Source organism: Legionella brunensis, assembly GCF_001467025.1.
In the GTDB taxonomy this organism is placed as follows: Bacteria; Pseudomonadota; Gammaproteobacteria; order Legionellales; family Legionellaceae; genus Tatlockia; species Tatlockia brunensis.
Genome location: NZ_LNXV01000004.1, coordinates 230,692 through 254,371 on the forward strand (window position 1 = coordinate 230,692; position 23,680 = coordinate 254,371).

Here is a 23,680-nt window from a genome sequence, read left to right on the forward strand (position 1 = left end):
AAACTACCCATAATTGGTAGTTTTGGCAAGCTGGTTTTATTAGTTTGACAATAATAAAAATTAAATCAATTAAAGTAAATTATTTGCAACTATAATTTGTTTTATCTACTAAAAATGCTAGTCCTGCATTGTATAAGGGGACATTAATGATTTTATTATCAAAATTGAAATCTAGGAATTGTATTCTATGGTTTTTCCTGGTTATAAGCCTTGCTATTAATCAAGGAGTAATGGCGTCAGCTTCTTTACAGACTGCCGCGCCGAGGTATGTTCCGGGGGTTATCTCGATTCTGCAATCTCATGAATATATCCGTACACATGAAACGCCGCTTTATTGGAAATTAAGTCCATATTATATCCACCAGCGTAATGACATTTCTTGTTCCCTTGCGACAGCGACGATGATTGTCAATGCGGCTCTCGCTGGTCAAACTATACATGCAAAACAACAATTGGCAACTCAGGATGATATTTTAAACCGCGTTAAAGATAAGGATTGGGCTGAGGGAGTTAGAGTCAATGGTGATGGAGTAACGCTGGATCAATTGAAATTATTTTTGGCTAAAGCGCTAGAAGCTTATGGAATAAACAATTTTACTATTGAACTTGTCCGAGCAGAGGATAGTTCTGAACAAACTGCCGCTAAGCTTCATGAAGCACTCCTTAACAGCGAAAAAGATGGTCAATCATTCATAATCGCAAACTTTGATCAAAAATTTTTTACTGGTGATGTAAGTGTGGGGCATTTTGCTCCTGTAGGTGCTTATGATGCTAAAAACAAGCGCGTGCTAATTATGGATCCAGACAGAACATTGTATGAACCTTATTGGGTTCCAGAAGAGATTTTCTTGAAAGCAATGGCGACTTCAGACACTGATGCTCAAAAGCATCGAGGATATCTTGTTGTAAATTTAAAATAAGATCGTTTAAGAAACTTTATAATTTGAGTTTAATGAGAAACAAAATGCTAATTTATAGCCGGTAAAGGATAATTACAGTCTACTCCGAGCAAGTTTTGTCTTGGCAAAGTCCAAGAAATTTCTCAATATAGGTTGAGAAATTAACAGGAACAAAGTGCTTTAATAACCGTCAATTTTTAGTAACTTATTGAATATTAAGTAATAATTAAAAAAATGAAAGAAAAATAACCTAACGTATCTAAAACAAGCACTCTTGCAGAGTAAAACGCCAATTGCTAAATTTTCAATATGACTTCAACGGATTTGAGGTCTTTTCAAAGGGATTTGCAATCACAGGATGTGATAGTCAAGGATGAAATATCAAGATAGGATGTCTTGATTGGAAGACTGCTAAGCCAGGGCCTTGCCCTGGCTTTATTTTTATACGGTTACATAACCAGAGTGTGAGAGGTAATAGCTATCTGGGTAGTAAGCAAAAACTACTGAACCATTTTTGATAGTATTGATTACTGGTTTTGCTAATGTTTTAGCTATAGAAGGACAGCCCCAACTGCGTCCAGCGCGCCCCGATTTTCGAATGAAATCAGGTTCTACATACCATGCTCCATGGATTACTACACGTCTATTGTAGGCATTGTCATTAAAGCCTCGCTCTAAACCTTGTAAGTTAAGAGAGTAACCTTTTGATCCCATGTATGTATTCCGAGTGATATAAGTCCCTAAGCTGCTTTCTTTACTAGATGTTTTATTTGAAAAATGACGCGGGACATCCCCACCGGAATTTCTACCGTGAGCTACATAAGTATTGTATAATAGACGCTCTTTACGAATATCAAAAACCCACATGCGTTGTTTGTTTGAAGGTAAAGAATAGTCGATGACGGTTAGCACGGGGTTTTTAACAGCCCCTTTGTCAGTGGCTTTTTTATAAGCTGTTAAAGCCAACTTCAAGACTCTTCTATTGAGCTGGGGAGCCTTTTGACTAAGGTGTTGCACTTCTCTATTAACATCAAATCCAGTTTTGGTTGGGGCTGGAGGTGTTGTATGAGTCATGCTTGTTGAAAAGAAAGCTGCAGAAAGAATGCTTAATATTGTTTTCATAATACTCCTTTTTTCTTGTTAAGTCGCATGAAATCAGGTCTCAAAAAGCTGGTAATTATATTTACAATTGAGACAAATGTAAAATCAGAAGAAAATTGATTGAGCATTAGGAGAAAAAATTAATCAATTCAGAGGGTTAAAAGTTTCGATCGCTTTTGTTGTTGTGCAATTATAATCCAGTTTGGTTAAAATAATATCTAATATGTGTAAAATTTGAATGTTTAATAGTATTTAAATAGATCTTATTGTATAAAATTAGATCAATACTTCGAGTTGAGAATTGGTTTTTGTAGAATAAAAGGAGTTAATTTTAAACCAAATATTGATATAATTTTGCGCAGTAATGTTAGACTTTGAAGTATTGAATCGGGAAGAATTTCACACAGAATATGCTTTCAAACTTACCATTCAATAGCAGTTTTGAGTGAAGTCTATTATCATGCCTTGATATTTTGACCCCTCATTTGGAGATAAACATGCTTGAGCGGCATTCAATACAACTTCCGCAAGGCTTACGAGCACTTATTAATCAAGCTTACCGTATTGATGAATTAACGTTGATGACGGAATTGATAGAAAAGGCGATATTAGACAATAAACAAGTCAATGATATTCGTAATCAAGCAACCACTCTGGTCGAACAAGTACGTGCTGAACGAAAAAAAAGTACAGGAATTGACTCATTTCTTACTGAATACTCACTTTCCAGTGATGAAGGAATAGCCCTTATGTGTTTGGCTGAGGCCTTACTACGTGTTCCAGACAATGCCACAATCGATGGTTTGATAAAAGATAAGCTAACTAGCGCGGATTGGAAGTCTCACCGTGGCCAAAGTGAGTCTTTTTTTGTTAATGCTACAACTTGGGCACTAATGTTAACCGGTAAAGTACTCACTCCCGAAAGAGCTGACTCTACATTAACCAAGGCATTATTCAAGTTAATAAATCGTAGTGGTGAGGGTATGGTTCGTAAAGCTGTAGATACAGCTATGCGAATCATGAGTAAGCAATTCGTCACAGGGCGTACCATCATAGAGGCTTTGGGGCGAGCGAAGAAAAAGGAAGCAAGAGGCTACCGCTATTCTTATGATATGCTCGGGGAAGCTGCGCTGACTTCTGTAGATGCTAATCGTTACTTTATCGCCTATAAAAATGCCATTGAGGCGATTGGGCAAAGTGTTGATAAAAATACGAATGTTTACCAAAGACCAGGAATTTCTATTAAGTTATCGGCGTTGCATCCCCGCTACCAGGAGGCTCAACACGCGCGTGTTATGGAGGAGTTGCCCCCGAAATTATTGGAGTTGGCGCAGCTTGCAAAAAAATTTGATATTGCAATGACTATCGATGCTGAGGAATCTGAGCGACTAGAGCTTTCTTTAGACATTATTGAACGAGTGTTCAGAGACGATAGTTTACATAGCTGGCATGGTTTTGGGATAGCTGTACAATCTTATCAGAAGCGAGCATTTTATTTACTTGATTGGATTGCTGATTTAGCCAGAAGCAAACAACGTCGTATGATGGTTCGCTTAATAAAGGGGGCTTATTGGGACAGTGAAATTAAGAAAACACAAATGTTAGGTTTGTCTGAGTACCCTGTATTTACCCGTAAAGTATTTACTGATGTATCTTTCCAAGCCTGTGCTAAAAAAATATTAACGATGACAGATGCCATTTATCCCCAATTCGCTACTCATAACGCTTATTCAGTGGCCATGATATTAAATTTAGTAGGTAGTTATAGAGATTTTGAGTTCCAGTGCCTGCATGGTATGGGTAATGAGCTTTATGAGCAGATAGTTCCTGCAAATCGTTTGGGTATTCCTTGCCGTATTTATGCGCCAGTAGGTAGTCATGAAGATTTATTACCTTATTTAGTTCGTCGTTTGCTGGAGAATGGAGCTAACTCATCTTTTGTTAACCGTATCGTTGATGAAAAGGCTCCGATAAGCTCATTAGTAGAAGATCCCGTCAGTAAAGCAAATCATTTATTGGGTAAAATAAATCAGAATATTCCTCTACCAGTTTCTATCTTTTTACCAGAAAGAAAAAACTCCAGTGGCTTTGATTTTTCTGATCGAGCAGCAGTTGCAAAATTACAGCAACAATATGCTGAAATGGATCTTTCGCGTTGGCATGCAAAACCACTTGTGGCGGGTAAACAAGGCGGCGATGTGGATAGAAGTGTTACTTCACCGCAAAATTTTGATAGTCCTATTGGACGAGTTAGTAATGCGACAATAGAGGATGTCGATTGGGCCTTAGCACAGGCTGAACAAGCGTTTCCTTCATGGAGTGTTATCTCTGTAAATGAACGGGCAGCCTATATAGAGCGCTTTGCTCAGCTTTTAGAAGAAAATATGCCGGAGTTATTGGCTATGACTTGCCTTGAGGCTGGCAAAACCTGGAGCGATGGAGTGGCAGAGGTTCGAGAAGCTATTGATTTTTGTCGTTATTATTCAATGATGGCGGAAAAATTGATGGCCAAACCTATGAGTCTTCACGGCTATACAGGTGAATTAAATGAGTTGAGCTTACATGGGCGAGGTGTCATTGCTTGTATTAGTCCTTGGAACTTTCCTTTGGCGATTTTTACAGGGCAAGTTGTTGCCGCATTAGTCACTGGAAATTGTGTTATTGCTAAGCCAGCAGAGCAAACATCTATTATTGCTACCTTTGCGGTGCAGTTAATGCATCAAGCTGGTATTCCAAATAATGTTGTCCAATTGTTGCCAGGTAATGGTGAGGTGGTAGGAGCTACATTAGTCGCTGACAAGCGAGTCAAGGGTGTAATCTTTACTGGCTCTACGCAAACTGCGGCAAGTATCAATAAGACTTTGGCGACACGTGGGGGAGAAATTATTCCTTTAATTGCTGAGACTGGTGGCCAAAATGCAATGATTGTGGATTCTTCAGCGCTACTAGAACAGGTCACAGTAGATGCGATTACTTCAGCCTTTGGCAGTGCTGGTCAACGATGCTCAGCACTTCGCGTATTATTTGTTCAAGAAGAAGTTTATCCTCGTATGATTGAACTGTTAAAAGGAGCAATGGCTGAATTACGAATTGGTGATCCACGCTGGTTATCGACCGATCTAGGACCAGTTATTGATGGGGAGGCCTTGGCTAGTTTAAAAGCTCATGTGAATTCAATGCAGCAAGATCATGAGATTATTTATCAATGTCAGTTACCAGAAGAATGCAATGCTGGCTATTATATGCCGCCTACAGCTATTGCTATCAGCAATATGTCAGCACTTAAAAAAGAAGTATTTGGACCTGTCTTACACGTGATTAGTTATAAGCGAAAAGAGCTGGACGAAGTGATTCAGCAAATAAATGATACTGACTATGGCTTAACACTCGGTATTCACAGTCGGATTAATCAAACCGTTGAATATATTCGCAAGCGTATCCATGCAGGAAACTGCTACGTTAATCGTAACATGATTGGTGCTGTAGTAGGTTTGCAACCTTTCGGTGGTGAAGGTCTCTCAGGAACAGGCCCTAAGGCTGGAGGTCCTTACTATCTACTTCGTTTGTGTCATGAGCGCACTTATACTGTAGATACCACTGCTGCCGGTGGAAACGCAAGTTTAATGTCTCTTCCTGAGGGGCATTAATAGAGTTGATAACTTTTTGATAGTAATCCTGGGGCTAGTCTAGCCCCATAAACAGAATTATCTAACAAAGGAATAATCATCACATATATCACTACACAGATCATCTGCTAAAGTATTCATTGGTACTGAAAGTTGCTTAACTTTTCTATTTCCTATAGCAGTAAAAAAACCTAAGGCTCCATCCACAGCAGATAAGAAAAAACTGGGAGCCGCCAGAGAGTTCAGTAAACCTACAGGCGGGATAATGGCAATCAATCCAATTATTAAAAAAATAGCTGAGAGCTTAAACATAAGTGAGCACAATTGCTTAAGTTCTTCATCCCCTTGCGCGGCTATTTGGTCAATAAATTTCCTGTATTCTTCTACGGATTGTTTGCGTTGAGTTGGCTCTGCCAACAATAAAGCCTGAGTCGTTGACAATACTTCTGCTAGTAAAGAAAAGGAAGCGCTTTTTTCACGAGCCTTTACTTCATTAAGGATTCCACGAACAGTTTTTTGAAGTGTTTCATGAGTGAGTTTTAAGTTTAAGCTAGCCAATTTTTGAGCGGCAATGTGATAGACATAGTAATTGTACAATCGCTCATCCCTAATTTCCCTTAGGGGATCGGTATCCTCTAATAGAAAGAGGTGGATGGCGCCTGAGGAGCCTCTCCATTCAAAGACGTTTTTACCATCTATTGAGTACACATTAACTTGTTTGGGCTTATGAATGTGGTTAAGAATCTCAAATGACACAACTTTAATTTCTGCCAATAACTCATTGTGTTCATTAAAAGTCTGATTAATTTTTTGAAGATGTTCGAAACAGGGGGTAAATGGGAGCTGTTGTCGCATTTGAGGGGGCCTTGATTAAAAAAAGGCGCATGGTAGCAAACATTTTTTTGTCTCACAAGCGTAGTGTTCTGGGCAAAGTTTAATGCAGACTTTAAGTTAATCGACGTAATGATCAGGATGGGTTTTATCAAAGGCTTCTTCATGTTTTTTGGCAAACCACCAGGGTAAAACCACAAACAAGAATAATCCACCCACTAAAAAAAGTTCAAAAAAATAGATATTATTAATTGGAATCTGTGTAGGAGGAACAAAACCAATTAGCATTGCCCCCACGCAACATATAATTCCAATACTTGCAACTAACCACATCATGGCATTCCCACCTGGAATTTTATAACTGCGTGGCTTATCAGGCTGGCTATAGCGTAACTTTATAGCAGCTGAGAACATAAAAACATACACTAACAAGGCCATTTGTGCGCTAAGATCACTTAATAACCAATAAGCAGCGTTAATGGAATCAAATAAAATAAAAACGGAGCTTAAAAGAGAAAAAATAACGCCCTGTGTAATTAAAATAGCCACGGGGGCTCCGTATCGATTAACTTTAGCAAATACCTCCGGTAAAGAGCCATCTTGTGCCGACACTAACAAGCCTTTTGTAGGGCCTATAATCCAAGCTGAAACCCCACTTAAGCCACCAAGAATAATTAGTATAGCGATAACGGCTGTCATCCATGGGAGGTGGTAAGCTTTGAAAAATACTGCATAGGCATCAATCAATCCAGAGACAACACTGAGCTGTTGATTAGGCACAACAATGACGATGGCTAAGGAGCCAAAGACGAGGGTTGCAAAAATAATGAGAGCTGAATATAGCATGGCCCGCGGATAGTCACGCTGTGGATTCTTAACTTCTTCGGCGTGAACTGCAGACATTTCCATACCGAGTAATCCAAATAATACGGCGGAAAAGAGCGATAAGTTGCCAATTGAGCTGAAGTCAGGAAGCCATGTAGAGGGCATATCCGCTGAAATTGGTCGACCTTGCAGCAACCAAATTGCCCCTAAAATACTAACTCCAAGCATTGGCAAAATGGTACCAAAGCCTGCCCCTATAATGCTGACAATGCTTGATACTCGCATACCAAAACAATTTAATAGCGTAAATACCCAGAATAGGGAAAGTGCCGTCCCTAGTAAGTAAAATTTATTATTGGCCAACTGTGGAGCAAAAAGGTAAGAGAAGGTTGCGGCAATAAATGCAAGTATGGTGGGATACCAAACGACATTGTAGATCCATTGTAGCCAAATGGTTATAAAACCTGCTCGCCGACCAAAAGCTTCACGAACCCAAACGTACAAACCACCAGTGTTAGGATAAGCAGTTGCCAACTCTGCCGCAACCAGGGCAACAGGAATAAAAAAAGTAAAAGCAGCAACAAGATAATACGAGATTAAAGGCAGACCTAATTTTGCGCTCATAGGAAGCGTTCTTAGGCTATCTACTGCAATGACGTTAATCATAACCAACGAAAAAACAGATAAAACCTTTCTTGAAGGATGCATGCGAAATCCTTAATGGATACCAGAAAAATTGGTGATGAATGACGATATCATGCAGACAATTAAGCTAAAATTTGTAAGCGGCAAAATTTAGCAGCTTAGTCATATAAAATCAATTAGTCTGCAGTATAAGAGCCAAATTGTTTTTAAAAATTCCTTGAAATTTCAATCTTTGTAGTGAGGAGTATACGTTGTGCGATCCCGGGGGGGACTGAGGGATCCCACAACGGCAGAGTGCTTAGCTTACATTAGATTACGAAGTACATACTGTAAAATCCCACCATTACGGTAATACCCTAATTCATTAGTGGTATCTATGCGGCATATAACTTCAATTTTTTCTTGAGTACCATCTAACCGCTCGATGAGCATCGGTAACTTGGCACCAGGTTTTAATGAGTCATTTACATCAATACTAATTCGCTCAGTACCGTCTAACCCTAGAGTTAAGCGACTGGTACCTTCCTGAAATTGTAAAGGTAATACACCCATACCAATCAAGTTAGAACGATGAATACGTTCAAAACTTTCAGTGATAACAGCTTTGACGCCTAATAAATTAGTACCTTTAGCAGCCCAATCTCGAGAAGAACCCGTACCGTATTCTTTCCCAGCAATTACCACTAAGGATTCATTTTGCTTTTGATAAAGCATCGATGCATCATAAATAGACATTACTTCGTTAGAAGGAATATAACGTGTAACTCCGCCTTCAATTCCAGGAGTCATTTCATTACGAATGCGAATATTTGCAAAAGTTCCTCGCATCATAACTTCATGATTCCCTCGTCTTGAACCATAAGAATTAAAATCAGCTTCACTAACACCTTTGGATTTTAGATATAAACCGGCGGGTGAATTTGATTTAATGGAGCCAGCTGGGGAAATATGGTCAGTAGTAATTGAATCACCTAATAATGCTAGGACATAGGCTCTCTTAATTGGCTTAATCGAGTCAGGTTTTGTTGAGAGATTTTCAAAGAAAGGTGGGTGCTGGATATAAGTAGAGTCAGCATTCCAACGATAAGTTGAATCACTACCTGTCTGAATTTCTTGCCAATTAGCATCTCCTTTAAATACTTCAGCGTATTCTTTACGGAACATAGTTCTAGTTACCTTGGCAACTTCAGAAGCTACTTCGGCATTGGTTGGCCAAATGTCTTTAAGGAAAACATCTTTACCATCCGTATCTTGACCAATGGGATCATTGCTTAAATCAATGCTAGTTGTACCGCATAGTGCATAGGCAACAACGAGAGGAGGAGAGGCTAACCAGTTAGCACGAACTTGTGGATGTACTCTGCCTTCGAAATTACGGTTACCAGAAAGAACAGAGCAAACAACAAGATCATTGTCGTTTACACAATCAGAAATAACATCTGGTAAAGGTCCAGAATTACCAATACAAGTAGTACAACCATAGCCTACAAGGTTAAAACCTAAGTCATCCAAATAGCGTTGCAAACCTGCATTCTTTAAGTAGTCGGTTACTACTTTTGAGCCTGGGGCTAGAGAAGATTTAACCCAAGGCTTACGTTTCAACCCTCGCTCAATAGCTTTTTTAGCAACCAAACCTGCTGCCATAAGAACACTGGGGTTGGAAGTGTTGGTGCAGCTAGTTATTGCAGCAATCACGATGTTCCCATGCTGCATTTCATAATCATGATTTTTTACAGGGAATTTTTTATTTTTTTCAATGCCTTTACCAACTTCCTTCAAAAACACGTCAAAGGCTTCAGGAAGTGATTTTAAATTAACTTTATCTTGTGGTCGCTTGGGTCCAGCAAGAGAGGGCTCAACTGTCGTTAAATCTAGGTTTAGTGTATCGGTAAACACAGGATCTTCTGTCTCTTTGTCATACCACAAACCTTGGGCTTTACAATAATTCTCAACCAGAGCGACTGTATGAGGATCACGTCCGGTTAATTCCAAATAACGTAAGGTTTCTTTATCTACCGGGAAAAAGCCACAGGTAGCGCCGTATTCTGGTGCCATATTGGAAATGGTTGCTCTATCAGCGAGAGGGAGATCCGCAAGGCCAGGTCCATAAAATTCAACAAATTTCCCCACAACTCCTTTTTTGCGAAGCATTTGAGTCACTGTTAGTACCAAATCTGTTGCAGTAATTCCCTCTCTAAGCTTACCCGTTAATTTAAAGCCCACTACTTCAGGGATTAGCATGGAAACGGGTTGACCTAGCATAGCTGCTTCAGCTTCAATTCCACCAACTCCCCAGCCTAATACTCCCAAGCCGTTAATCATGGTTGTATGCGAATCTGTTCCTACAAGCGTATCAGGGTAAGCATAATGCTGGCCATTGTCTTCACTTGACCAAACAGTCTTGCCTAAATATTCAAGGTTTACTTGGTGGCAAATACCAGTACCTGGAGGAACTACTTGAAAGTTTGCAAATGCTTTTTGTCCCCAGCGTAGGAACTCGTAACGTTCTTTATTTCGTTTAATTTCAATTGCCGTATTAATTTCAAGTGCATCGGGGCTTGCAAATTTGTCTACCATGACGGAGTGGTCAATAACTAAATCAACGGGAGAAAGGGGAGAAATGCGTTCAGGATTGCCTCCTAGCTTTGCAAGAGCATCACGCATCGCTGCTAAATCGACTACCGCTGGCACGCCCGTAAAGTCCTGCATAAGCACTCTGGCTGGACGATAAGCAATCTCATGTTGTGAGGTTCTGGTTGTGAGCCATTCTGCGATTGCTTTAATGTCGCCTGTAGTTACAGTAGTCCCATCTTCAAAGCGTAGCAAATTCTCAAACAATACTTTTAGAGAATAGGGCAAACGATTAATTCCGGGGAAATGATTTTTCTCCGCCTCTTTAAGACTGAAGTATTTATATACTTTGCCGTCTATAGATAATTGAGATTCAGTTGCAAGACTATCTTGACCCACTTTCATATACCAACTCCATTGAGTTCAAAACGCTAATCATAGCTGAAATAAAGCAAGTTTTCATGAGGCAAGAGAGAGCTTGCTTTATTTTTTTGTTACACAGAATCTCACGGAATCAATGGACCATTGCTAAGTTGGTTGAATCTGGGTCATTTTGAGCGATATGTGGGTTATCAGACTCTAATAATTCTCTGGGGTATAAATTGGAAAGAACCTCATTAAATAATTGGTCCTCTTCTTTTTTAACTTGCATTTGGTTTGGTAATGTTTCAGCTAAAGCATAAAAGGCGGTAGGGAGGAGAGTTGAGAGGGTAATCCCAAGGGCTATTATCCCAACTGGCACACTAAATGGAAGAGTAATTAAGCTTAAAACCAAGGCAGCTATGCTTGCTTTTAAAAGAGCATTGTTTACTTCATCAAATAGAGTAAAAGAATAACAGCCATTATCACCACCAATGTGACGATAATCAGAAGAAGAGTAGTAATTTCTAATTAACTCAGGAATATCTTCTGGTGAATTAATACAATTCATTAATGTATTGGCGAAAAGAGCGTAGCAAAGAAGAATCGCTTCTTTTTCTGATGTGCGTTTAGACAAGGTAATTTGATGTTGGAAGATCCATTGTTTTTGAGTGATAAGTTTAGCAATCTCACTTTGATGCTTGAAATGCGTGAGTATAGTTGAAATTAAAGTATCAATTTGGCTTTCTTTTACTTTAGGTTTTTGCATAAAAAAAGTTAGCATAAAGTTCGTCCTTATCCATGATTTTCAATTGAGACTAGCATGCGCAGAAAAGTTGAAAATTTCTTTTACACCCAGGAAATAATTTTTAACAAAACAGATAAACAGGTTGGCTTATGTAGCCTATATTCGAACTTTTTTTGGGCATGGATTTTAAGGGATTTTTAGGTTGAGATGGTCAGATTTTTAGATTTAATCTAAACTATTTAAAGATGGCTTTGTTTCCTATAATTTATTGAATATTGGTACATATTTTGCAAGAAGCTGTTGAAAACAGGGAGTTAAAAGATGATTGATTTGCTTCAATTGACCTCAATGCAGCAAACTGCAACAGAAATGGACATCAAGCTTCATTGTGAGGGGCAAGCACAAGATGCACAAGGAAATGCCGATTTTACGGCCTTGATGACTCAACTTCTAGTCAGTGAAGAAGTAAGAGTAGACAAAGCCACCACTACTGCTAATAAGATTATGGCAGGTGAAGAGGCCTTAAATATTAAAGAATTAAACGCAGATCTAACTGAGGAAGAGTTGTCTTCTACGCAATCTTTAGCTGAGCCAAAAATACAACTCAATAGCAATACTCTCGAAAAAGAAAATCATGATAGTGATATTTCTATAAATGCTAATATTTCATTAATTGAATTTGATGATACAATCTTTGAGTTATCTGACAATAAATTTACTATTAATAAAGACAATAGTGATGGTTTAATTTTAAAAAAATATAAGGAAGAGATAGAAGAAATATCTTCTGACATATTGTCTGATTTGAGTAAAGATAAAATAAATTCAGAGCCAGTTGTTGCTGTTAATGAGTGCAATAGTGGGGAGAATTTTAATGTGGAAACTGAGATAATAGAGGTGGCCCAGTTTCAGCCTGTTTTAGAACTAAAGCAACCTGGGATAGAAATTATTGACTCTAAGCCTTCCATGGAAAATAAAAATGGTGAAGAAGTAATTACAGATCCGAAGAATGCGAGCAGCGTTCATTTACAAAAAGAAAATTCGCATCAAAATTTACCAATAAAAATATCGACAGATCACCAGGTAGTCTTGGAAAACTCTCCCGAGAAGCCTGTAAATCCTTTAATGAATACAGACAATGTTTCTGAGTTTAAAACCTTACTGGACATGGCAAATCCAGCTATTGATGAAAACAGGGAAGCTGCTAATACCTCTACACTACATTCCGTTACGCATAATGAGCTTAAAGGTTCTGCTTCTCGCGAGATAGCGAGCCCCAAAACGCTAAATATCCCATCGAGTGTCTCCAGCTCTGATTGGGGGGGAAAATTTACCCAACAAGTGGTATGGTTGGGGCAACAAAAAATTAAAACAGCAATTATCAAGCTGAATCCACAAGAATTGGGGCCATTAGAGGTAAATATTAAACTAGTTAAAGATTCGGCCAGTATCAACATTACTGCTCATACGACACAAGTGCGTGACTTAATTGAGCAAAACGTCCCGAAGCTACGAGAAATGATGTCTGAACAAGGAATTAATCTTTCTCAAGTTAATATTGAATCGAATAACCACCCGCGTCATTTTTCTTCACGACCCTATGAACCCATATCAAAAGAAAATGAGGCTGATATAGAGCAAGCACTAACGACACCTGTAGTTCACTCCAAAATCAGGGGAATCGTTGATTATTTTGCATAATTTTGCAAAATATTTCCTAGTATTTTATAACAGTCCTGCGTATGAGCCAGGACTGTTGAACCCTTTAAATACAACGTTTTACACAACGGATAATAAAACCATTCCATGAGTTTATAAGACAACTTTTCTGGCAACGATGGCCATGACGGTAATAATAGGTGTGCCAACCTGTCCAATATAGATTATGAGGGCGGTAGTATCTTGGTCCCCATCGTCCGTGTCTCCACGGTCCCCAATAACGTCCAGGATAAGAATCATAGACGTAAAAATAAGCTAATTGCATGGGATTGGCACTTGAAGTTCCGTGTGTTGGGGTTGCTGCCTGTACATTACTTGAGAAACCAATGGCTATAAAAATCAATGAAGCAATTAAAATAGGTAGCAACCTAAGCTGTTTAGCAGAACAATTATTCATATATTTGTCCTTCATTTAGATTGTCCAATTTAAATTATAGTCTATCGGTGGTAGCCAACTAAAATGAGGCCTGGGTTTTTTAGGAGGTAAAGTAGTATATTTCAAGATATGATAATCATTCTTAATGCTTTCTAGGTGATAATTGTGAGTAAGAAAATTCCAGGGCTTATTCTTTTTTTTATGCCCATTTTCATAAGTGTTGTAGCGTTTTCTTCTTCAGTAAGTATTCCCATCTGTCCTGAAAAAATTCAAGTTTCAGAAAGGGTGATACTTCCCCCATCAGGATGGGAACTATTGGCGAAGGAACCTAACTATTTTCTTGAGGGTATTTCTATCTACGCAGGTCATCCTAAAGAATTGGCGAGCCTGAAACCTGATTTTGCAAGTAAAGGGAAAGCAAAATGGTCTTTTGCCGCCAATGACACAATTTATGTTGTTTGCGAATACAACGAAACAAGCATTCGTCTGACTAAACAATTGCCAGAAAAAATAATTTCTTGCGAAGTTATTTATGATCAAATGGTACAAAGTACAAAAGGGTTTATCCCTAAACACCTCAATTGTTATAAAGAGAATTGATTACGAGTTAGCATTTTTCTTTTGGATCTTTTACAAAGAAGCCTCTAATTGGTTGATTTCTTCGACAAACTCATTACCTTGAGTTTGTTGAGAAAAGAAGTAGGATACTTTTTTATCGGCAAACTTTGAATAAAGCACCATTCCGGCCATGCCAAATACAACACCTGAGGCAAGGATTCCGACGATTGCCAAGCAAGTTCGTAGATACCTTTTCCAGGTTGGGTCGCGATGTAGGTTTAAATCATTTTCAATGCGTGTTAATGATTCTTTAAAGTTCTCCAATCTTTTGCTTGGGAAAGGAACGGCTTCTTTGTTTTCCAATCCTTGTTTCAGAGTTTGTACGGCATTAAATTTGAGAGCTATTTTTTTATAGGCCTCTTTTGTCCTTTCATCCTCAGAATTACATGAAGGAAGCGGCTTGTTGATGTCGTGATTCACTATTTGAGGTTGAAGTTCGATTGCCTCGGCTAATAAATGATTTAGATATTTATTGGTTAAGGGAAGAATCTTCTTGGTGATTAGCCATTCTGTATCTAATTCTGCTTGTGATTGCAGTTTCTCTATTTTCCGGCGTTGCTTTTCAGCTTCCCTATTTTGCTTTTGCAGTTGATCATTAAGTTGCTCAGCTTGCGATTGTAACTTTTGGACCTCATCACGAAGTTTTTTTAATCGGTCATTAAGTTGCTCAGCTTCTTGCTCTTTGGCTTGTTTAATGCGCTCAATTTCTTCGGACAGTTTCTGTTCTTGCTGTTCTAACTCAGAAATCCTTCCCTGCTTATTTTCCCAATCTTGAATTAAATCTTCCAATTCCGGGAAATGGGCTCCATTGGCAATGGCTTCTTTTTTAAGGTGTTCAAAGAAGGATGCGCTTATACCTTCTGGCTTGACGTGTAAATCAATATTTTTTTCTTTAAGCAGTATCCCACCTATTTGGATGAGAGCAAGGCAGCGAAAGTTAAGCTGTTTACTATCAATATCCAAGGACTTTGGAGCCAAAATGTTATTCAGTTCAGGACTGTCGTCACGCAAGGTTTTTGCTAACTCAAAAAGGTGCTCGAGCTGAGATAGATACTCTTCTAATGTAGTATGATGAGCCTCGAAATGGCTTTGCAAAGGAGTTTTTTCATTGACAAGAATGGCATTAATTTTTGCTTTTTGATCAATCGATAAACTTTTATCGACTCGAATTTGTTCAAGCGCTTCAGTCAATACGCTTTCTACATTTTCAATGTTAACTGGGGTTAATTCTTGCAAGCGCTTTTTGATAATGCGTAACTTTCCGGTTTCATCATCCTTAATGTCCAAGTTGCTCAAAAAATCCTCGAATGTAATGCTGAAACGCTCAGGGGGGGCTAAGAAAAATTCTATTCGACGAGATAAGTCATCAGCTTGTCGGATTATTGATTGGTAATGAGTTTCAATCGTACCTTTTAACCCATTTTTTAAAAAGTCCTCGCATTTTTGGATAATCTCACGATTTGCTACAGAAAGTTGTTTATCGCCACTTAGATTGAGTGCTTCCTTTAATACATTAAATGGTTTTTGGATAGCCTCGCGTAGTTGCTTGTTTTCCTCTACAGATAAATTATTTCTTATATATTTTTGACTAATTAAATCAACAAAAATTGATAAGCCGTTAAAAAAGATTCCACGACCAGTAGGAGATTGAATTAAGACCAATAACTTAGAGGGATTAATATTTTCCTTATTTCTCATTTCTGAAATAGTTTGCTCTAGTGCGTTGGTTATAGCGATTACTAAAACAGCCGGATTGGCATCAGTTAAGCGATCAAGTTGGATGTAGTCACGTAAAAAGAGCATAGCGTGTTCTGAGTTGAGAAAACCGCCGTGTACTTGCGGAGCAACATCTGACATGCTTCCGTGATTATGACTGCGGAAATGCACAAAGCGTTGTTTATCCTTTGTATATTGTGCGCCTAAATAGGCATATGAACCATTTGAAAAGGAGCGAAAAGCTTCATCATTTTTCTCTACTGCCAAATAATGCTGTAGCATCAAGTGATATCTGTCAGTTTCTTCTGTTTTTAAAAAGTTGTTTAGAACAGTATCAAGCCCTTGATGTTTAAGGTCGATATTGTAGTCTTTGGGGGGAAAGATCCCGGTTGTGCGATGGAAAAAGTGAAATAGCTTACATAACACTAGATCTTGAATAGTTGTCGTATCTCTGTCGTTAACTTCAGCTGGTACTTCTTGAAGTTGCTGATTGTATCGATTACCACTTCCTGAGCCATGATGTCCTGGGATAACGCTAGGCTGCATCCCATTAGGAACAATTGGAGTAAAACAGCGAGTTCGCTCATCGCGGTATAATAATAATTCATAGTCATTACATTCTGGTTGGTGGAAAAAACGCTCGTCATACCAACCAACACCCGGAATCTTCAAAAAGCCGCCTCCTGGTACTGGATCAATTAAAAAAGGGTTAATTTTTAATTGATTTAAGCGACTTAAAAGTTCTTTTCGTGATTCAGCACGGTCTTTTACCGTTTGTTTAAAAAACTTCTTCATTGCTGTACATGTATAGCTACAAGGACTTTCGCTTAGAATTTCAAATAATGCCTTATCGGGTTCTTCGGTCAAGGCTTTTTTAATCCGAGCTAACTCATTCATTACCAGAATTGATTCGACAGCTCCTCTACTGTGTGCCGAAATTTGTAAACTTTCCTTTCCATTCGCAGCTGCTCGCAGGGCAAGGAAAACCCCTTGAGCAATACGCTCGCCTACTTCGCTGCCTAAAGTGGTCGGGCCGTTTACAACATCGACTGAAGGGGAGTAATAAGATAAGGGTGCATCCGTCCTTATAACTTCATCTTCTTCTCCTAGAATCTTAACAACAGCTTGAGCAGCATAAGACAGTGTCTCTCCTCGTTCATAAGATTTACTTTCTGTAGGGTCTTTAAGAGAAATTGTGGGCTCTTCTGTAAATACAGTGTCGGTGCCTAATAAAAATAAGAAATGATTTTTTTGAGGGGATTTTTCTAGTTCTAAAAGAGTAAATAGCTCTTCTAGATCATTTGCTTTTTGACTAGGCATGTATACGACTCCAGAGAATTGGATAACTCAGTCCCTTGGAATGCTTACAAAAATCCTTAATTGCAGAAATACAAAATAAATGCTCTTATTGTACTTATTTTGGTCTTGCCGGTCAATATGAAAACCCTCTATGACTGTGGCTTGTCTAGCAGTTTTTTAACCATAAAATTCAAATAGGAAGAAATAGATTGATTAGGTTTTGCAAGTGAGTTTTAGCTTAGACATTAAGGGATTAATCTGTATACTAGAGACAGCTATCATTAATTACTGCTAAATATGAGCTCGATACATATAACTAATGGTGATTATGCTGCAGAGTTAATCAAAACTGGCTTTAATACTCAAGACGTCATTGCCTGGCGCGATGTCCTCTATGAAGGGCCTGTTCAAGCTAATCTAAGTTTTGAGGAATTTAGCCAGCAGCGTTCTGAATATCTTGCCTCCCAGGAATATGGGACTTTAGATGAGATCCGTTCATCTTTTCATGAGCTGGAAAAGCAATTACATAATTTGCCTAATTTTGAAGAAATTATTCTTTGGTTTGAGCACGATACCTATGATCAATTGCAGCTTGTGCAAATATTGGTTTATTTAGCTGGGAAAAAATTACATTCGAAGCTTTCTTTAATATGTATCAATCACTACCCAGGGATAGTTCCTTTTCTAGGTTTAGGTCAATTGGATGAGCAGCAAATTAAAGCATTATTCTCATGTCGCCAAAAAATTACAGATGCGCAATTTCAACTTGCTGAAACAATCTGGAGGGCATTGACCAGGACAGATCCGACTCTGGTTTTGCAAGTAGTAAATAGCAATTTGTCGGCATTGCCTTTTATGAAGAATGCATTATTGAGATATTTGCGAGAGTTTCCCTCAAATCACAATGGCCTGACCTGGACTGAACAATATATATTGGATTCCATTATTGCTGGAGTTGCCAATATTCCCGAGTTATTCCATCAGCTTCCCATCTCAGAGGGAAAGTATTTCCTTGGCATGGGGGATACTACGTTCAAGCGAATCATTAAGAATCTAGCCAAGGCAGAGAGTCCTCTACTTAAAATCAAGCCACGATTAGATGAGCAGGATGAGTCTGAACTTGAATTAACTAATCTTGGGGAAAGGGTGGCACAAGGGGAAGAGGATTGGGTTAAGTTAAATGGCATTGATTGTTGGCGGGGAGGAGTGCACTTAACGCTGGATAATGTTTGGCGATACTCATTAGCCACAAACGAAATAACTGGTCCATTTAATCTAACTAACGATGCTGATTAGTATGAAAATGGGCTATGGTCTCTAAGGTTTATTAATCAACAAGTTGATGTTGTTCAATGTGAAAAGCAGGGTGGCAGGAAATAAAAAGCTCCATATGTCCTTCCCAAAAATACTTTTCACCAGGTTCAATCAAGACAACATCGCCGGCATTTAAGATATTTTCCTTGCCTTCAACTACAACTCTCCCATTGCCTTTCTGTATATAAACAATTTCTTGGCAAACTAAATTGGATGCTCTCCGCTCGTCTGGGTAACGACCACTTAGCTTAACAACAGCAAAATCAATTGCTTTTTCTCCTATAGGATATTCAGTAACGAGACAATATTCGCTATTTTTTCTTTCAGTCGTTTGCTGCTTTAATGCAATTTTCATTAGTTTTCCTCAGTCGTTGTGGTCATCATGCTAACAAAGAAACATTGGTGTAAAGAGGCTATTTCTCCAATAACAAACTGTATTTTGAAGTCGAAGGTACGTGAGCCATCATAATTCTAGCTATAGCTAGAAAAGGAATAGACAGCAATGCACCATTTATACCCCATAGCCATGCCCAAAAAATAATACTAAAAAAGACTATCAGTGGATTTAAGTTTAAGCGATGTCCGAGCAATATGGGGGTAATAATTTGACCCTCTAAATTGCTGGTTAAGAAATAAAGTAAAGGAGGTAATAGAATTTGAAAGTAGGTGTCGAAAGTTAATAGGGAAACAAAAAATATAACACCGATACCGATCGCAGGACCTATATAAGGAATAAAATTAAGACAAGTTGCCATCACCCCCCAAAGCATTGCATTAGGGACGCCTAAAAGCCATAATATCAGAGCAATTGTTATTCCCAGGCAGAAGCAGATGATTGTGAATGTGACCAAATAAGTAGATATTTCTTCTTCAATACTTAGAAGAAAAATGTTTGTAATTTTTGTTTGTCGAGACGTAATAATTTTTTGCAAGTTGCTGAGAATGTTATCCGTATAGATTAGCAAGAAAAATAGAAAGGCTATTGTGATAAAAATCATTAGCATTGCATTAGTAGTTAAATCAAATAAAGAATATCCAATATTCTCGGTGTCAGTTTTTACAATAATTTTTTTTTCTGGTGAGCCCTCAGTGATTGTTTGTGCTTTTTTGAATGCTTCACTTACCTTTGCAAGAGGTTTTTTTATAAATGAGAATTTTTTTTCTATCGTGAGCATATTTTCCGGCGCCTTATCTATCCAGTGGGCAGCAGGTTCCATAAGAAAAGAGATTGCAAAACTAATAACTGCTAAGAGTAAAGCACAGATAATGGCTGAAGCTAGAATTTTAGGAAATTTAAGCCTTAGTAGTAGATCTCTGAAGGGTTTTAATAGTAAATAAAGAAAAAAAGAGAGCGAAAGAGGAAATAAAATATCTTGACTAATGTAGATAATAAAAATAATTGCTGAAAAAGCTAATGTTTTTAATTCCCATCCTGATCGGGATTGATGGATATTTGATTCATTCATGATTTATAAGGTTTTTATTGTCTGCACAATAGAATGAGCAGCTAAAATTTGATTATTACATTTTATAAAATCAAATAATAGCCACTTAAGTATTGCTTGACGCAGGTATATTCAGGCAATTGTTAAATTTGAAAAGAGGAGTTAGAACGATTTGGATCCATTCGTGCTGCTCGAGCCTTAATTGCGGCTTCTAATTCACGGAAAAAAGGAGAGGTAGTAGAAGTTGATGTTTCCTTGACAGATTGTTCTCTATCTTCATGTGAAAAGTCTTCTTTATCTGTACTATCTTGGTATTCCGCTAGAATGTCTAACGAGTGAACTTTTTTCTCATAAGTGATTAAGAAAGTTTTTAGACAATCTAAAAATTGTGGGTTATTTGACTGTAATATCACTGCAGAGGAGGATAATCGTGCAATAAGGCTTTCATCAGAATAGATTTCTGGATTTGCTTTAATTTCCTTACGGATAGCAAGTAGCTTCGAACAGATTTGAGTACGAGATTCATCACTGGAGTTTTTATATGATTCAATCATGTTTTCAAATAATTTGCAGCATATCGTACTGATTCCCATTTTTAGATCCATCTTGAGTGTTGTTGGTCCATTAAACATCAATTAGAATTAAATGACAACAATCAATGAAGCATATTATTATGCTGTTGTAAGATCTAACGGCATGTTTTGTAAATAAAAAAAACAGGGTGATTTGTTTTTCTACTATAATTAAACAATAAGATAAGGAAATAAGGAGAAAGTCATGGCTGATCGAAATGATAATAGTGTCGGGTTCGTTGCTATTATTGTAATAATAATTTTAGCTGGCATTGCACTATGGTATTACTTTGGCGCGCCTCGAACAACTACTACTCCAACAACCAATATTAACGTAGAAACACCTGCGACGACACCTACAACGCCTAGTAACACCACTGTAGTTACCCCGCCAGAGAATAAAGACACAACAACTCCAACTACAACTGGAACTCCTGATACAACCAATACTACAAATACCAGTACCCCAGACAATACAGGCACTAGTACCCCAAGTAATCCAGAGAGTACGAATCCTAATCAATAAGATTCGTGTTATTAAGCTCAGTCGGTTAATGCCGGCTGGGTTTAACTATTTTAGAGATAAGCAAGAACTCCTTTGGATGATCACCTAAAATTTATAATATGACCTTTTTAAATTTGCGAAGTATCAGATAAATAGTTAATGTATTAATTAATTTAAAGGGATTTAACTTTTGGATAGTTAAAATGTATAGGAACGTCAATACTGCTAGAGAACTTGTTATTAAGCTTCTAAATTTGGCGGGAATTACTGTTAACGGCAACGCTCTTTGGGATTTACAAATTCATAATGATCAGTTTTATAGCCGGGTTTTGCGCGATGCTGATCTTGGGCTTGGTGAGTCCTATATGGATGGCTGGTGGGATTGTCAACGTATTGATATGTTAATCGAACATATTGTGAATGCTAATATCGAAAATAAAATCAAAACAAATCCACAGCTTGCTTTACGATTATTGCTTTCTAAAATTTTTAATTTTCAATCAAAAAAAAGAGCTTTGCATGTGGGGCGACGTCATTATGACCTGGGAAATGATCTTTTCGAAGCCATGCTTGATAGCAATATGAATTACACTTGTGGCTATTGGAAAGATGTGGTGACTTTAGAAGAAGCTCAGATAGCTAAATTAGATCTGACATGCAGAAAACTATTATTAGAACCCGGTATGCGTTTATTGGATATTGGTTGTGGCTGGGGTGGATTAGCAAAATATGCTGCAGAGAATTATGGCGTAAAAGTTGTTGGGATTACTATTTCAAAGCAGCAATATGAACTAGCTACAGAACGCTGTAAAAATTTACCAGTTGAAATCCGCTTTCAAGATTATCGTGATGTTAATGAAAAATTTGACCGTATTGCATCACTAGGTATGTTTGAGCATGTCGGGTATTTAAATTACCGCAAATATATGCAGATTGTACACCAGTGTCTTGCTGATGATGGACTCTTTTTATTACATACAATTGGCAGCAATGAAAGTACTACTCAAGCAATGCCTTGGATTGCAAAATACATTTTCCCAAATGGAATGCTGCCTTCGATTACTCAAATAGGTAAGGCAACTGAAAAATTATTCATTATGGAGGACTGGCAAAATTTAGGGATTGATTATTACAAAACACTCCTGGCCTGGCATCAAAATTTTAATGCTCACTGGAGTTCTCTCAAGGCAAATTACGATGAGAAGTTTTTTCGAATGTGGAATTATTATTTATTGAGTTGTGCTGGAGGTTTTAATACGCGCATGCTTCAGCTGTGGCAAATTGTTTTTTCAAAGGGCTTAAAGACAAGGTATGATGCACCAAGATAACAAATGAGGGTTTCTTTAATCATTCATTACGAGCTTGTAAAAGTTCTCGCAATTGAGTTGGTAGTATCGATTGAGCTTTCTCAGTTAGTAGGGCTTCATGCTTTTGCCATAAGGTGCCTAAATAGATAATTAGTAAACCAATAATTGCCAAGGTAATTGGAAATAAATAACTATCTTTAAATACTTCAGAGGCAAGATGTCCCAGATAAAAAGCACAGCCTATAGCACCAAAGATGACAAATATTTTTCTCATTAACAGAACACCTACGCCAATCATCAACAAGTTAATACACAGATAAAAGAATTTTGATAATTCGCTTTCGGAATGCTGGCATGTGAGACCGCCCCAGAAAGCAAGCACACCAAATAAATATAACCAGAATGCATAGTCAAGAGTATTTCTCGATCTTAAATCCACCCAAAAGGCGATTAAGATCATAACCAATCCAAAGTACATAGAAATCATTGCACTAAGTTGAAATGTTGCGTATTGACCTGCCAGCATTTCTGTAAGATCCATTGACATGTACCAAAGGGTCAATGCAATGGGCATTACCATAAATGGATAACGGTAAATCCAGGCTAAAATAATGCCAACAATGAGAGTTCCGAGCTCCATGAATATCCAATGCCATTTAGCATAGTAGTGATACTGTTGATAGGTCGACTCATCAGGCCACCATCCCATTGCTAACTGGAATCCGTATATCGCCAGAGGAGTTAAGGCAATGACAAAGGTAGCACATATTCCAGCAGGGACATGATAATCATGTTTGGCAAATTCATAGGCCAATAAAAGACCAATGACTGCATAAACCAGGCAGAGGGAAACAATTCCCCATCCACCAAACTTTTCCCAACCTAAATTCATAAAAAGGGTCATTGCTCCTATGGCAATTAAGCCGCCAAGATAATACAAGACATTCGTGAAGTTAAAATTAGGAGTTTGCTCGGGTTGGTTTTTAATAAATTCAATTAAGGTATTCGCTTGTTGAGAGGTAATAATATTGGCTTCCACGGCTTTCATCAGAATGGAGCGTGAAATCTTCATCATATCCCCCAATTAATCCTTTGCATTGGATTCAGATGTATTTCTAATAGTGTAATTATAGGATTTATTACAAATAAGTGGTAATTCCTGATGCTATTGTTGATAGAGTGAGATTTATGGATTGTACCGCT

At 38.0% G+C, this 23,680-nt stretch carries 18 protein-coding genes; 7 read left to right on the top strand and 11 right to left on the bottom strand.

Annotated features, from left to right (window positions below; translation table 11 throughout):
* Window positions 1-146 precede the first annotated feature (146 nt).
* Entirely contained in the window at window positions 147-920 is a 774-nt protein-coding gene (locus Lbru_RS02675; RefSeq protein ID WP_058440636.1) for a phytochelatin synthase family protein, read from the top strand.
* A 420-nt stretch (window positions 921-1,340) separates the two neighbouring features.
* Here Lbru_RS02675 and Lbru_RS02680 read toward each other — a convergent pair whose 3' ends face one another.
* Entirely contained in the window at window positions 1,341-1,973 is a 633-nt protein-coding gene (locus Lbru_RS02680; RefSeq protein ID WP_420795300.1) for a murein L,D-transpeptidase catalytic domain family protein, read from the bottom strand.
* Between the two features lie 524 nt (window positions 1,974-2,497).
* Here Lbru_RS02680 and putA point away from each other — a divergent pair.
* On the top strand, window positions 2,498-5,647 hold the full coding sequence (gene putA, locus Lbru_RS02685; protein WP_058440638.1) for a bifunctional proline dehydrogenase/L-glutamate gamma-semialdehyde dehydrogenase PutA: 3,150 nt from the start codon (window positions 2,498-2,500) through the stop codon (window positions 5,645-5,647).
* Window positions 5,648-5,704: 57 nt separating this feature from the next.
* Here the strand turns inward: putA and Lbru_RS02690 are convergent, their stop codons facing one another.
* The 4 genes from Lbru_RS02690 to Lbru_RS02705 form a co-directional block, all read right to left on the bottom strand.
* Complete coding sequence (locus tag Lbru_RS02690) at window positions 5,705-6,481, bottom strand: hypothetical protein (protein ID WP_058440639.1); 777 nt, start codon at window positions 6,479-6,481, stop codon at window positions 5,705-5,707.
* Window positions 6,482-6,577: 96 nt separating this feature from the next.
* Window positions 6,578-7,990, bottom strand: coding sequence for an APC family permease (locus Lbru_RS02695; RefSeq protein WP_058440640.1), 1,413 nt, complete (start codon window positions 7,988-7,990; stop codon window positions 6,578-6,580).
* A 240-nt stretch (window positions 7,991-8,230) separates the two neighbouring features.
* Complete coding sequence (gene acnA, locus Lbru_RS02700; RefSeq protein ID WP_058440641.1) at window positions 8,231-10,903, bottom strand: aconitate hydratase AcnA; 2,673 nt, start codon at window positions 10,901-10,903, stop codon at window positions 8,231-8,233.
* A 109-nt stretch (window positions 10,904-11,012) separates the two neighbouring features.
* Window positions 11,013-11,642 carry a lpg1689 family Dot/Icm T4SS effector gene (locus tag Lbru_RS02705; protein ID WP_058440642.1) on the bottom strand — a complete coding sequence of 210 codons (630 nt, stop codon included), beginning with the start codon at window positions 11,640-11,642 and terminating at the stop codon, window positions 11,013-11,015.
* 285 nt (window positions 11,643-11,927) lie between these two features.
* Here Lbru_RS02705 and Lbru_RS02710 point away from each other — a divergent pair, with 285 nt between their 5' ends.
* On the top strand, window positions 11,928-13,307 hold the full coding sequence (locus Lbru_RS02710) for a flagellar hook-length control protein FliK (protein ID WP_058440643.1): 1,380 nt from the start codon (window positions 11,928-11,930) through the stop codon (window positions 13,305-13,307).
* Between the two features lie 64 nt (window positions 13,308-13,371).
* Here the strand turns inward: Lbru_RS02710 and Lbru_RS16710 are convergent, their stop codons facing one another.
* Entirely contained in the window at window positions 13,372-13,722 is a 351-nt protein-coding gene (locus tag Lbru_RS16710) for a hypothetical protein (protein WP_083500801.1), read from the bottom strand.
* Between the two features lie 144 nt (window positions 13,723-13,866).
* Between Lbru_RS16710 and Lbru_RS02715 the strand changes: the two genes are divergently transcribed.
* The gene (locus Lbru_RS02715) at window positions 13,867-14,301 is read left to right on the top strand and encodes an STY0301 family protein (protein ID WP_058440644.1); all 435 of its coding nucleotides are present in this window, start codon (window positions 13,867-13,869) and stop codon (window positions 14,299-14,301) included.
* A 30-nt stretch (window positions 14,302-14,331) separates the two neighbouring features.
* On the opposite strand, the gene Lbru_RS02720 is transcribed toward Lbru_RS02715, so the two are convergent.
* A complete protein-coding gene (locus Lbru_RS02720) occupies window positions 14,332-17,355 on the bottom strand; it encodes a hypothetical protein (RefSeq protein WP_058440645.1) in 3,024 nt (1,007 codons plus the stop codon).
* Between the two features lie 276 nt (window positions 17,356-17,631).
* Between Lbru_RS02720 and Lbru_RS02725 the strand changes: the two genes are divergently transcribed.
* A complete protein-coding gene (locus Lbru_RS02725; protein WP_058440646.1) occupies window positions 17,632-18,630 on the top strand; it encodes a DUF1835 domain-containing protein in 999 nt (332 codons plus the stop codon).
* A 31-nt stretch (window positions 18,631-18,661) separates the two neighbouring features.
* On the opposite strand, the gene Lbru_RS02730 is transcribed toward Lbru_RS02725, so the two are convergent.
* The 3 genes from Lbru_RS02730 to Lbru_RS02740 all read right to left on the bottom strand — a co-directional run bounded on the left by Lbru_RS02730 (window position 18,662) and on the right by Lbru_RS02740 (window position 20,686).
* Window positions 18,662-19,003, bottom strand: a complete 342-nt coding sequence (locus Lbru_RS02730) for a cupin domain-containing protein (protein ID WP_058440647.1) — start codon at window positions 19,001-19,003, stop codon at window positions 18,662-18,664.
* A gap of 58 nt (window positions 19,004-19,061) precedes the next feature.
* Window positions 19,062-20,114, bottom strand: a complete 1,053-nt coding sequence (locus tag Lbru_RS02735) for an AI-2E family transporter (RefSeq protein WP_058440648.1) — start codon at window positions 20,112-20,114, stop codon at window positions 19,062-19,064.
* Between the two features lie 122 nt (window positions 20,115-20,236).
* Window positions 20,237-20,686, bottom strand: coding sequence for a hypothetical protein (locus tag Lbru_RS02740; protein WP_058440649.1), 450 nt, complete (start codon window positions 20,684-20,686; stop codon window positions 20,237-20,239).
* A 184-nt stretch (window positions 20,687-20,870) separates the two neighbouring features.
* Between Lbru_RS02740 and Lbru_RS02745 the strand changes: the two genes are divergently transcribed.
* Both Lbru_RS02745 and cfa read left to right on the top strand, forming a co-directional pair.
* Complete coding sequence (locus Lbru_RS02745) at window positions 20,871-21,191, top strand: hypothetical protein (RefSeq protein ID WP_058440650.1); 321 nt, start codon at window positions 20,871-20,873, stop codon at window positions 21,189-21,191.
* A 182-nt stretch (window positions 21,192-21,373) separates the two neighbouring features.
* Entirely contained in the window at window positions 21,374-22,498 is a 1,125-nt protein-coding gene (gene cfa, locus Lbru_RS02750) for a cyclopropane fatty acyl phospholipid synthase (RefSeq protein ID WP_058440651.1), read from the top strand.
* 19 nt (window positions 22,499-22,517) lie between these two features.
* Here the strand turns inward: cfa and Lbru_RS02755 are convergent, their stop codons facing one another.
* Window positions 22,518-23,549 carry a hypothetical protein gene (locus Lbru_RS02755; RefSeq protein ID WP_058440652.1) on the bottom strand — a complete coding sequence of 344 codons (1,032 nt, stop codon included), beginning with the start codon at window positions 23,547-23,549 and terminating at the stop codon, window positions 22,518-22,520.
* Between the last annotated feature and the right edge of the window lie 131 nt (window positions 23,550-23,680).